The following is an 11,205-nucleotide window of genomic DNA, read 5'->3' as shown; positions in this document are numbered from 1 at the left end:
CGCGCCGGCCCGGTGCCGGTACGCCCGCTCCACGGCCTCGGTCACCGCGGGCACCCCGGCCGCCCCGGCCAACGCCCGGTTCAGCCCGTTGATGACGGCGTCGTCCGGCCCGCCCGCCGGCCGGGCCGAGCCGACCAGCTCGTCCAAGCCGGCGACGACCGTGTCGACGTCACCCGCGAGTCGGCGCAACGCGGCCTGCCGCTCGGCGACCGTGCGCTCCAGGGCGTTGCGCAGCCCGACCATCCCGGCCGGATCGATGGCGGTGGTGGCCAGTAGGGGCACACCGGTCAGCCCGTCCGTGTCGAGCAGCCGACGCAGGTCGTCCAGGACCCGGGGCACCTCGGGCGGGGGCAACCGGTCGGCCTGGTTGAGCACGACCAGGGTGACGTCCCGGTGCCGGTGGAACTCGCGCAGGTAACTGTCGTGGATGACCCGGTCGGCGTACTTCTGCGGGTCGACCACCCAGACCACCTGGTCGACCAGGCCGAGGAGCCGGTCCACCTCGAGCCGGTGGGATCGCTGCACCGAGTCGAAGTCGGGCAGGTCGAGCAGGATCAGGCCGTGCAGGGCCGTCTCGTCGTCCGCGTCCAGGGCGCTCTCCCGGACGAAGCGGTGTCGGGGCAGCACGCCGATCCAGTCGAGCAGTCGGTTGGCCCCCTCCAGCGGCCCCCACACGCAGGCGTGGGTGACGCCGGTGGTTGGCCGGCGGACCCCGACCGGCGAGAGTTCCAGCTGGGCCAGCGCGTTGAAGAGGCTGGACTTGCCGCTGCCCGTGGCACCGGCCAGGGCGACCACTGTGTGGTCCCGGGACAGCGCGAGCCGGGTGCCGGCCCGCTCGACCAGGGTGTGCGCGGGCACCAACTCGGCGTCCGGCAGCAGGCCGTCCACGGCGGTCAGGAACCGGCGTACCGCCTCCAGTCGGGCGATCAGCGCGTCGGCGTCCACCCGCTGGTCCCCGCGGAACGCCTCACGTACCCGGCCGGCGATGTTGCTCACCGGAAACCCTCCTCGTCGCCGGCGGACAGCCCGCTGCGATGCCGCGCCAACTCGACCCGGCCGGCGGCCCGGCGCAACCCGTCGCCGGCGTCCGCGGCGGGACGGGCGTCGGCGGTACGGCTCAGGAAGCGGTCGGCCTCCGCGTCGAGCAGCGTCCGTACCCGGTCCAGCAGGTCGGTGCGGGCCTTGGCGGCGAGGGTACGCACCGCCTGGTCGCCGAAGATCGCCTGGAGGACGGCCTGCGCGGCGACCGTGGTGCCGGCTCCGGTGGCCAACTCCAGCCCGGTCGGGATGAACGCGGTGGAGGCGAAGACGGCGATCATCACGGCCAGCCCGGTGGCGTTCACCGCGTACGCGGCGGTGCGGGCCACGAACCGCTTGTCGCCGCCCTCGACCCGGACCAGTTCCAGCACGCCGCGCTGCCAGTCCCGGACCATGCGCTCGGCGCGTTCGGGCAGGTCGTCGCTGGGATGGGCGAGCGCCGGGTCGAGCAGCCCGGCGCCGGCCGGGTGTGCCTTCCACCCGGTGTACGCGGACTCGGCGGCCTCCGAGGCCACCCCGCGCAGCAGCGTCACCAGCTGGGACTCGATGGCGTTGCGTAACTCGACGGAGGGCGCCGGTCGACCGGTGACGGCGGCCACGACCCGGTCCCGTAGGCGGCCGATCCGGGCCTCCAGTGTGCGGAACAGCTCACCGGTGCCGACGAACTCCTGCCAGCGGGCGAGCACCTCGCCTCGGAGCAACCGGCCGTCCTGAAGCCCCTGCTCGACGGTGCGCTCGGCACCCCGGTACGCGGCCCGGACCCGTTCGTCCAGCCCGTCGGCGGCGGCGAGCTGCTCGTCGGCGGCGTCGGCCAGCTCCTCCACGGCGGGGTGGAGCGCGGCCAGCGCCCCGTCGAGGGTCTGGCGGACCACCGCCGCCCGCGCGTCCACGTCGGCGGCCAACCGGGCGAACCAGTCGGCCAGCGGCGCGGTCACCCCCTCGGGCAGCAGCCCCTGACCGTCGACCCAGGTCTCGGGCAACACGAACAGCGGCGCCCGGCCGAGGTCCTGCTCGGCGAGCATCTCGGTCAGGTGCGCGGCGATCTCGTCGGTGGCCTCGGCGGGCACCCGGTCCAGCACCATGGCGATCACCGCGCCGCGCGCCCGGGCACTGCGCAGCAGCTCCCACGGCACCGCGTCGGCGTACCGGGCGGCGGTGGTGACGAAGAGCCACAGGTCGGCGGCGGCCAGCAGTTGGGTGGCGAGCGCCCGGTTGGCGTCGACGACCGAGTCGATGTCGGGCGCGTCGAGGAAGGCCAGCCCGGCGGGCAGGGCCGGGGCGGTGACGAGATGCAGGGCGCGCGGATCGTCGCTCGGCTCGGTGGTGCGGGTCAGCCCGGGCAGGAGGTCACCCTGACGGAACCAGGCCGCGTCGGACGGGTTGCAGACCAGCACCGGGGAACGGGTGGTCGGCCGGAGCACGCCGGCGGCGCTGACCCGGGCCTTGACCAGGCTGTTGACCAGGGTCGACTTGCCCGCGCCGGTGGAGCCGCCGACCACCACGAGCAGTGGGGCGTCCAGCCGGGCGAGCCGGGGCAGCAGATAGTCGTCGAGCTGGTCGGTGAGGGCGGTTGCGGTGTGCCGGGCGGAGCTGGCAGAGGGCAGTGCGAGGGGATACCGGGTCGCGCCGATCGCCTCCCGGAGGCCCGACAGCGCCCCGGGGAGGCCGTCGTCCCCGGTGGTGGCGGGCGGCTCCTCCGCGGCGTCCGACGGGTCGGTGCGGGCTGCGACGGCGGGCGCGCCGGAACGGGTGGCGGGATCGCCGTGCGTCGTCACCGCTAAAGCGTGCCCGACCGATGCAAGGGAAGACAACCGGACGGTAATAACGGGTGGGTTGCGTCGGGTCGACTCAAGTCGACTTGACGATTGGCCAACGCGTGGCACTATTGAGTCAAGTTCACTCAACTTGTGGTGGGGCCCGCTGCGGGCGGTGCTCGCCAGCAGCCCACGGGCGACGCCCGTCACCTGCACAACCTTACGAAGCGAGGAAGCGAAGATGGCACGTGCGGTCGGTATCGACCTCGGCACGACGAACTCCTGCGTCAGCGTTCTCGAGGGCGGTGAGCCCACCGTCATCGCCAACGCTGAGGGGTCGCGGACGACTCCGTCGATCGTCGCGTTCGCCCGCAACGGCGAGGTGCTCGTCGGTGAGGTCGCCAAGCGTCAAGCGGTGACCAACCCGGACCGGACGATCCGGTCGGTCAAGCGCGAGGTCGGCACGAACTGGTCCGTCGACATCGACGGCAAGAAGTACACCCCGCAGGAGATCTCGGCCCGGACGCTGATGAAGCTCAAGCGGGACGCCGAGGCGTACCTGGGCGAGCAGATCACCGACGCGGTGATCACCGTCCCGGCCTACTTCAACGACAGCCAGCGCCAGGCCACCAAGGAGGCCGGTGAGATCGCCGGCTTCAACGTGCTGCGGATCGTCAACGAGCCGACCGCGGCCGCCCTGGCGTACGGGCTGGACAAGGGCTCCAAGGAGCAGACCGTCCTGGTCTTCGACCTCGGCGGCGGCACCTTCGACGTGTCGCTGCTGGAGCTGGCCGAGGGCGTCATCGAGGTCAAGTCGACAAGCGGTGACAACCACCTCGGTGGCGACGACTGGGACCAGCGGATCATCGACCACCTGGTCAAGACGTTCCGCGGTGAGCACGGCATCGACCTCGGTCAGGACAAGATGGCCCTCCAGCGGCTCCGTGAGGCCGCCGAGAAGGCCAAGATCGAGCTGTCCGCCGCCACCACCACCAACATCAACCTGCCGTACATCACCGCCGGCGCGGCCGGCCCGCTGCACCTCGACGTGACGCTCAGCCGCGCCGAGTTCCAGCGGATGACGCAGGACCTGCTGGACCGGTGCAAGGGCCCGTTCGAGCAGGCCGTGAAGGACGCCGGGATCAAGATCTCCGACGTCGAGCACGTCATCCTGGTCGGCGGTTCGACCCGGATGCCCGCCGTGACCGACCTGGTCAAGCAGCTCACCGGTCGCGACCCCAACAAGGGCGTCAACCCGGACGAGGTGGTCGCCGTCGGCGCCGCCCTCCAGGCCGGTGTGCTCAAGGGTGAGGTCAAGGACGTCCTGCTTCTCGACGTGACCCCGCTGAGCCTGGGCATCGAGACCAAGGGCGGCATCTTCACCAAGCTGATCGAGCGCAACACCACCATCCCGACCAAGCGTTCCGAGGTCTTCACCACGGCGGACGACAACCAGCCGTCGGTGCTGATCCAGGTGTTCCAGGGTGAGCGGGAGATCGCGGCCTACAACAAGAAGCTCGGCACCTTCGAGCTGACCGGCCTCCCGCCGGCGCCGCGCGGCGTGCCGCAGATCGAGGTCGCCTTCGACATCGACGCCAACGGCATCGTCAACGTGCACGCCAAGGACCTGGGCACCGGCAAGGAACAGAAGATGACGATCACCGGCGGCTCCTCGCTGCCGAAGGACGACATCGAGCGGATGCGCCGGGACGCCGAGGAGCACGCGGAGGAGGACAAGCGCCGCCGCGACGACGCCGAGACCCGCAACGTGGCCGAGGCGCTCCAGTGGCAGACCGAGAAGTTCCTCGCCGAGAGCGGCGACAAGCTGCCCAGTGAGAACCGCGAGCAGCTCAACGAGGCGCTCGGCGAGCTGCGTGGCGCCCTCGGCGGTCAGGACATCGAGAAGATCAAGTCGGCGCACGAGAAGCTGGCGCAGGTCTCCCAGCAGGCCGGCTCGCTGCTCTACTCGCAGCAGGCCGAGCAGGGTCAGCAGCCGGGTGGCGAGCCCGGCCCGGGTGCCACCGGCGCGACCGGCGCGCAGGCCGGCGGCGCCGACGACGTGGTCGACGCGGAAATCGTGGACGAGGACGGCAAGAAGTGACCGTCGGCCTCCGACACGTTTCCACCGCGAAGGGGATGAGGTAGCCGCATGACGCAGAAGCCACGAGCCGCCGACCCGGGCGACACCGGGTCGACGCCGGGTGGCTCCGCGCCCACGGAGCCGACCACCGGCGACGGGGAGCGGGTCGTCATCCGCAACAACCGCAAGCTCGTCGACACCGCCGAGCCGGAGGGCACCGCCGCTGACGCGGAGACCGGCGTACCGGCCGAGGGCCTGGTCGAGGACGCCGAGGTCGTGGTCGACGAGATCGAGGTCGAGGTCAACTCCACCGACGGGCCGGAGCCGTCCGGTCCGCCGGTGGTGGACGCCCCGGCGCAGCCGGCGGACGGCGGCGGCACGAGCACCTCGCTCAGCGCCGAGCTGGAGGCGCTCCGGGCCGAGCTCGACGAGCGGACCAGGGACCTGCAGCGGGTGTCGGCGGAGTACGCCAACTACCGCAAGCGGGTCGACCGTGACCGCAGCCTCGTGCAGGAGCAGGCGACCGGCTCGGTGCTGGCCGCGCTGCTGCCGATCCTGGACGACCTGGACCGGGCCCGGGAACATGGCGACCTGGTCGGGCCGTTCGGCACGGTGGCGGAACAGCTCACCACCGCGCTGGGCAAGTTCGGCCTGAACGCCTTCGGCGAGCAGGGCGACGCGTTCGACCCGACCCGGCACGAGGCGGTCGCGCACCAGACTTCGGCCGACGTCAGCGAGCCGACCTGCGTACAGGTCATGCGACGCGGCTACCAGCTCGGTGAGCGGCTGCTGCGCCCCGCGCTGGTCGCGGTCGCGGATCCGGAATAGTGCCAGACAGTGACCGGGCCGTCCCGCCCACCGCTCAGCGGTGGGCGGGACGGCCGGGCCACCAGGGTCGGAAGGAGGTGGACCGGTGAGTTCGAAGGACTGGATCGAGAAGGACTTCTACGCCGTGCTCGGCGTGGACAAGGCCGCCTCCGCGGATGACATCAAGAAGGCGTACCGCAAGGTGGCCCGGGAGTCACACCCGGACCACAACCCGGGCGACCCGAAGGCCGAGGAGCGGTTCAAGGCCGCGTCCGAGGCGTACAACGTGCTCTCGGACAGCGGCCGCCGTCGCGAGTACGACGAGATGCGTTCGCTCTTCGGCTCGGGCGCGTTCCGGCGCAACGCCCGAGGTGGGGGGCAGCCGGGCGGCATGCCGTTCGACGTCTCCGACATGTTCGGCGGCGGCGCAGGCGGCGATCGCCGCTTCGGAGGCGCCGGCTTCCAGGACCTGTTCAGCTCGATCTTCAGCGGAGGTCAGGCCGGTGGGCAGGCCGCGCCACGCGGTCCGGCCCGTGGTCGGGACGTGGAGACCGAGGTGGGGCTGGACTTCGGCGACGCGGTGCGCGGAGTGACGCTTCCCCTGACGCTGCGCGCGCCGGGAGTCTGTGACACCTGCCATGGCAACGGGGCCAAGCCCGGCACCCAACCGCGGACCTGCCCGGTCTGTCATGGTGCCGGCGTGACCACCCGCAACCAGGGGTCGTTCAGCTTCTCCGAGCCGTGCCGCAACTGCCAGGGCGTCGGCACCGTGGTCGAGGAGAAGTGCCCGGAGTGCCACGGCAGCGGCGGTGTCACCAAGACCCGCACCATGAACGTGCGCTTCCCGGCCGGTGTGGCCGACGGTCAACGCATCCGGCTGGCCGGGCGCGGCGAGCCGGGCGAGCGCGGTGGCCCGGCCGGTGACCTTTTCGTGCACGTCAAGGTTCGGCCGGACGAGCTGTTTGGGCGTACCGGAGACGACCTGACGCTGACCGTGCCGGTCACCTTCGCGGAGGCCGTGCTCGGCACGGACCTGCGGGTGCCCACGCTCGACGGCGCGGTGACCCTGCGGGTTCCGCCGGGGACGCCGAGCGGGCGGGTGCTGCGGGCCCGGGGCAAGGGTGTGGTCCGTCGCGACGGGCAGGCCGGTGACCTGCTGGTCACGCTGGACGTGGTGGTACCGGCCCGGTTGTCGGACGAGGCGCGCACGGCGCTGGAGTCGTTCGCCGAGCAGACCCCGCCGGCGGCTCGGGAACATCTCGACGCGCGGGTGCGTCGAGTCAGTTAGTCCGGTGGAATGGACGCGGAGGTGAGCGGGATGTCGGGCGAGTTCCTCGGTTCGGGCGACCCTGCCTACGAGGCCAAGGTGCTGATGATCTCGGTGGCGGCGCGGATGGCGGGGATGCACCCACAGACCCTGCGCCAGTACGACCGGCTGGGGCTCGTGCAGCCCGGCCGGGCCGCCGGTGGCGGGCGTCGCTACAGCGTCCGCGACGTCGTGCTGCTGCGCGAGGTGCAGCGGCTCAGCCAGGACGACGGGATCAACCTGGCCGGCGTCAAGCGGATCATCGGGCTGGAGCGGCTGCTGGAGCAGGCGCAGCAGCGGGTGGCCCGACTGGAGGCGGAGCTGGACGCCGCGTACCGCCGGGTGGCCGAACTGGAGTCGCTGGCCCGCTTCCCAGGCCGGGATCTGGTGCCGACCAACCGCACGTCCACCGCCCTGGTGGTGTGGCGTCCCCGCCGCACCGATCGCTGACCTGCCGCTCACCCGGATCTGTCTTCTCGGCCCGGACCACGCTGGATTCCCGGCGCGGTCCGGGCCGCTTCGGTTAACCTGTCGATAAGGGTCCAATCGTCTTAATCCGGACCTACCGGCATGGCGAGGGGGAAGCGATGGCGGAGCCGGCGAAGAAGGTGGCCCAGCAGACCGAGGACCGGTTGGAAGAGCTGGCCGAAACGGTCCGCAAGAAGTTCGACAAGGTGACCGAGGGGACCTACCGGGACCGGATCGTCGCGGGCCGGTTCGCCGAAGACGGCGACCACGCCGGCGAACGGGGCCGAGCCGAGACGGAACGCAAGCAGGACTGACCCGGTGACCGACGTGCGGGCCGGGACCCACGGGGGGTCCCGGCCCGTTCGTCGTAGTCGAGTGCGGGCCGGGACGCTGGGGTGCCCGCGCTGGGGGTCCCGGCCCGTTCGTCGTGGTCGAGTGCGGGCCGGGACGGCTGGGGTGCCCGCGCTGGGGGTCCCGGCCCGTTCGTCGTGGTCGAGTGCGGGCCGGGACGGCTGGGGTGCCCGCGCTGGGGGTCCCGGCCCGTTCGCCATTGTTGAGTGCGGGCTGGGACGGGTGACGCCGCCTTCGACTCCGGATGGGTGTCAGGCCGACGCGCAGGTCCTTTCGAGCTGAATCGTTTGCGACATCACGCCACAAACCCTGCCTCGACCCGCCTCGACCAATCGAGACCAGCCTCGACCAATCGCGACCTGTCTCCATCGACTTCGACCGATCCGAGCGGACCGATTCCAGGCGGGCCGGGGGTGAATCGTTTGCGACATCAGCTCCAAAGGGCCGCTTACAAGCAACACCACCCCGCCGCCGCTGGCGAGAAAGTCGTCTGAGCCGTCTTAGCCGAGGCGGCGGTTTTCGCGGACCAGGCCGCCTTCGCACCAGTCCCGGTAGACGAAGAGATCTGGTCGGGCCAGCAGCACCCGGCCGTTGTGCGCCCAGATCTTCATCAGCTCGTCGCCGTCGCGCTCGGCCTGTTCGACGAGCTTGCGGAAGCGGCGCTTGGGGTGGGCGCGGAAGTTCGTCCGGATGCCGTCGGCCGCGTAGATGTACAGGCAGTGCAGCGCGAAGCGCCGGGCCGGGCAGGACGGGTCCATGGCTAACTCGAAGAGCGTCAGCACCAGTCGGTCGCCGGAGACCAGCAGGTCCCAGTCGGGTGGCATCGAAGCCAACGGCACCGAATCGGGCTTGTACGCCCAAGCTCGCAACTCCGCCGGAGTCGGATCGACGGGGTTGGCGAAGCCGTGGAACGTCGACTCCTGCACGCTCACCGGCCAACCTTCCGCTCTCGCCCGCGTCTGGCAACGCTGCCTGCGGACCCTGGCTGCTGGGGCGAAACGGTAACCCGCCCACGGTTGCTGCGGTAGTCCCCGTGGGGAGCAATTCCGCAACCGTTGGCATGGGTGGGCCCACTGCATCGACATCACGGCCGATGATGCTGCTATGACAATCCATGTTCGACGGTTCCAGCGGGGCGCCGAGGCCCAGTTCGTCATGGGGCTGGAGTGGCTTTTCGCCCCTCCCGGTAGCCGTCCCGTGGATTGGGACGGCGACCGCGCGGTCGAGCGGACCGCGCAATTGCTCGCCCACGAAGACGTCGCACTCTTCGAGGCGCGATCCGATGAAGATCAGTTGGTCGGCGTGGCCAGCGTCTACCTGGACATCCTCTCGGTGCGCTTCGGCCGTCGGGCCTCGATCGAGGATCTCGCGGTGCACCCCGACTGGCGCTCCCGGGGTGTCGGTGCCAAGCTCCTGGCGGCGGCCAGGGCATGGGCGTACGAACAGGGCGCCGACTACGTCTTCCTGGAGTCCGGCCTGGCCCGAACCGAGGCGCACCGCTTCTACCTTCGCGAGGGTGCGACCCACGCCGCCGCGGCGTTCAGGTGGAGCTCAGTGAAGTGAGTCGGCGACCGGAGTCGACTCCCGCCGTTGGGCCGCCGCGCGACTGCGTAGCCACCGCTTGAACCACGGGAAGTCCGGCAGCCGGGCCAGGATCGGCCCGGTCACCACGGTGATCAGGACGTACGTCGCGGCCAGCGCTGCCAACCGCGGCTCGACGCTCCCGGCGGCCACCGCGAGCCCGGCGATGACGATGGAGAACTCACCTCGGGGTACGAGTGCCAGGCCGGCCCGCCATCGACCGGGTTCCGCGATGCCGACCCGGCGGGCGGCGAGGTAACCGGTGAGCGTCTTCGTCGCCATGGTGACCACGGCCAACGCGAGCGCCGGCAGCAGCACCGGCGGGATGTCCCGTGGATCGGTGACCAGGCCGAAGAAGACGAAGAACACCGCCGCGAACAGGTCACGCAGTGGCGAGAGCAACTCGGTCGCGTGGTGCGCCACCGGGCCGGAGAGCGCGATGCCGACCAGGAACGCGCCGACCGCCGCCGACACCTGGAGCTTCGCCGCGAGCCCGGCGATCAGCAGGGTCAGACCGAGCACGCCGAGGAGCAGCGCCTCCGGGTCCTTCGCCGACAGGGCGGAGGAGATGAGGTGGCCGTACCGGATGGCGACCACCAGCACGAGCAGCACCGTGCCCACCGCGACGGCGAGTGCGATGCCGCCACCGAGCAGGCCGGTTCCGGCCAGGACGGCGGTGACCAGCGGCAGGTAGAGCGCCATCGCCAGGTCCTCGATCACGAGGACCGAGAGGATCACCGGGGTTTCCCGGTTACCGAGTCGTCCCAGGTCGGCGAGGACCTTGGCGATCACGCCGGAGGAGGAGACCCAGGTGATGCCGCCGAGGACCAGGGCGGCGACCCAGTCCCAGCCGAGCAGCAGGGCGAAGGCCGCGCCGGGCAGGGCGTTGAACACGCCGTCGATCAGCCCGGCCGGGGCCGCCGACCGGAGGTTACCGACCAGTTCGTTGGCCGAGTACTCCAGGCCGAGCATCACCAGCAGCAGGATGACGCCGATCTCGGCGCCCACCGCGAAGAACTCCTCGCTGGCGGCGAGTGGGAGGAGCCCGCCGTGCCCGAACGCCAGCCCGGCGAGCAGGTAGAGGGGAATGGGCGACAGGCCTACCCGGCGGCTGAGCCGACCGAGGACGCCAAGCAGCAGCAGCAGCGCGCCGACTTCGACGAGCAGAGTGGTGGAATCGTGCATCCGCCTCAGCCGTCCGGGTCACTGTCGGCGAGGATGGCGGACACGCCGTCGAGACCTCTACGGGTCCCGACTACGACCACCACATCGCCGGCCGCGAAGCGGAAGGAGGGGAGTGGCGAAACGATCACTTCGCCTTCGCGCAGCACCGCCACGATGGAGGCGCTGGTGCGGGTACGCGCCTTGGTGTCGCCGAGCTTCCGGTTGACGTACGGGGAGCCGGCCGTGATGGCGATCTGCTCGGTGAGCAGACCGGCGGCCTGCTCACGGAGCCCGGAGAGCTGACCGAGCATCAGCGACGCGCCGAGGATGTCGGCCAGAGCCTCGGCCTCGTCGTCGGTCAGCGGAATGTCCGACTGGCACGCGTCGGGGTCGTCGGGATCGTAGAGGACGAGATCACGGCGGCCGTTGCGGTGGGAAACGACGCCCAGGCGGCGTCCGGACTCCGTCACCAGATCGTGACGTACCCCGATCCCGGGTAAGGCGGTCTGCTCGACACGTACTCGCACCCTGCCAAGGCTACCGCTTGGTGAACAAAGCGCAGATCTTGAAAGGACAGCACCCTCGGGCCTGGGCGTCCGGCCGTGATCGACTCGGTTTGCATAATCTCGCGGTGTCCAGGCGGTCCGGACACCCCG

The 11,205-nt window shown here is 71.3% G+C and carries 11 protein-coding genes; 6 read left to right on the top strand and 5 right to left on the bottom strand.

Going from position 1 to position 11,205, the window contains the following annotated elements; all coding sequences use genetic code 11:
• The coding region (locus PSH25_RS11175; protein WP_238659020.1) for a GTPase at positions 1–996 on the bottom strand (996 nt) is incomplete at its 3' end.
• Complete coding sequence (locus tag PSH25_RS11170) at positions 993–2,813, bottom strand: GTPase domain-containing protein (protein WP_238659019.1); 1,821 nt, start codon at positions 2,811–2,813, stop codon at positions 993–995. The genes PSH25_RS11175 and PSH25_RS11170, both read right to left, overlap by 4 nt.
• Positions 2,814–3,033: 220 nt before the next feature.
• Between PSH25_RS11170 and dnaK the strand changes: the two genes are divergently transcribed.
• The 5 genes from dnaK to PSH25_RS11145 all read left to right on the top strand — a co-directional run bounded on the left by dnaK (position 3,034) and on the right by PSH25_RS11145 (position 7,767).
• Positions 3,034–4,893 (top strand): molecular chaperone DnaK, encoded by a 1,860-nt coding sequence (dnaK, locus tag PSH25_RS11165; protein ID WP_238659018.1) that lies wholly within the window; start codon positions 3,034–3,036, stop codon positions 4,891–4,893.
• 48 nt (positions 4,894–4,941) lie between these two features.
• Positions 4,942–5,700, top strand: coding sequence for a nucleotide exchange factor GrpE (gene grpE, locus PSH25_RS11160; RefSeq protein WP_238659017.1), 759 nt, complete (start codon positions 4,942–4,944; stop codon positions 5,698–5,700).
• 85 nt (positions 5,701–5,785) lie between these two features.
• A complete protein-coding gene (gene dnaJ / locus PSH25_RS11155; protein ID WP_238659016.1) occupies positions 5,786–6,967 on the top strand; it encodes a molecular chaperone DnaJ in 1,182 nt (393 codons plus the stop codon).
• Between the two features lie 30 nt (positions 6,968–6,997).
• Entirely contained in the window at positions 6,998–7,435 is a 438-nt protein-coding gene (locus PSH25_RS11150; protein WP_238659015.1) for a heat shock protein transcriptional repressor HspR, read from the top strand.
• Between the two features lie 137 nt (positions 7,436–7,572).
• Positions 7,573–7,767 (top strand): hypothetical protein, encoded by a 195-nt coding sequence (locus PSH25_RS11145; RefSeq protein WP_238659014.1) that lies wholly within the window; start codon positions 7,573–7,575, stop codon positions 7,765–7,767.
• 537 nt (positions 7,768–8,304) lie between these two features.
• Here the strand turns inward: PSH25_RS11145 and PSH25_RS11140 are convergent.
• Positions 8,305–8,736, bottom strand: coding sequence for a hypothetical protein (locus PSH25_RS11140; protein WP_238659013.1), 432 nt, complete (start codon positions 8,734–8,736; stop codon positions 8,305–8,307).
• A gap of 172 nt (positions 8,737–8,908) precedes the next feature.
• On the opposite strand from PSH25_RS11140, the gene PSH25_RS11135 reads away from it, so the two are divergent.
• Positions 8,909–9,367: a GNAT family N-acetyltransferase gene (locus tag PSH25_RS11135; protein ID WP_238659012.1), complete on the top strand. Its 459-nt coding sequence runs from the start codon at positions 8,909–8,911 to the stop codon at positions 9,365–9,367.
• Here the strand turns inward: PSH25_RS11135 and PSH25_RS11130 are convergent.
• Together PSH25_RS11130 and PSH25_RS11125 are read right to left on the bottom strand one after the other, a co-directional pair.
• Complete coding sequence (locus PSH25_RS11130; protein ID WP_238659011.1) at positions 9,356–10,570, bottom strand: cation:proton antiporter; 1,215 nt, start codon at positions 10,568–10,570, stop codon at positions 9,356–9,358. The genes PSH25_RS11135 and PSH25_RS11130 overlap by 12 nt on opposite strands.
• A 5-nt stretch (positions 10,571–10,575) precedes the next feature.
• Positions 10,576–11,076 (bottom strand): cation:proton antiporter regulatory subunit, encoded by a 501-nt coding sequence (locus PSH25_RS11125; protein WP_030332098.1) that lies wholly within the window; start codon positions 11,074–11,076, stop codon positions 10,576–10,578.
• Positions 11,077–11,205: the final 129 nt, after the last annotated feature.

The organism is Micromonospora foliorum (assembly GCF_022229015.1).
In the GTDB taxonomy this organism is placed as follows: Bacteria; Actinomycetota; Actinomycetes; order Mycobacteriales; family Micromonosporaceae; genus Micromonospora; species Micromonospora foliorum.
The sequence above is the reverse complement of the archived record's forward strand: the minus strand, read 5'-3'. Positions and strand labels throughout refer to the sequence as shown.

Excerpts from the sequence above, each read along its gene's own strand:
- PSH25_RS11150 (WP_238659015.1), top strand. The coding sequence starts at position 6,998 with ATGTCGGGCGAGTTCCTCGGTTCGGGCGACCCTGCCTACGAGGCCAAG.
- dnaK (WP_238659018.1), top strand. The coding sequence starts at position 3,034 with ATGGCACGTGCGGTCGGTATCGACCTCGGCACGACGAACTCCTGCGTC.
- PSH25_RS11130 (WP_238659011.1), bottom strand. The coding sequence starts at position 10,570 with ATGCACGATTCCACCACTCTGCTCGTCGAAGTCGGCGCGCTGCTGCTG.
- PSH25_RS11135 (WP_238659012.1), top strand. The coding sequence starts at position 8,909 with ATGACAATCCATGTTCGACGGTTCCAGCGGGGCGCCGAGGCCCAGTTC.
- grpE (WP_238659017.1), top strand. The coding sequence starts at position 4,942 with ATGACGCAGAAGCCACGAGCCGCCGACCCGGGCGACACCGGGTCGACG.
- PSH25_RS11145 (WP_238659014.1), top strand. The coding sequence starts at position 7,573 with ATGGCGGAGCCGGCGAAGAAGGTGGCCCAGCAGACCGAGGACCGGTTG.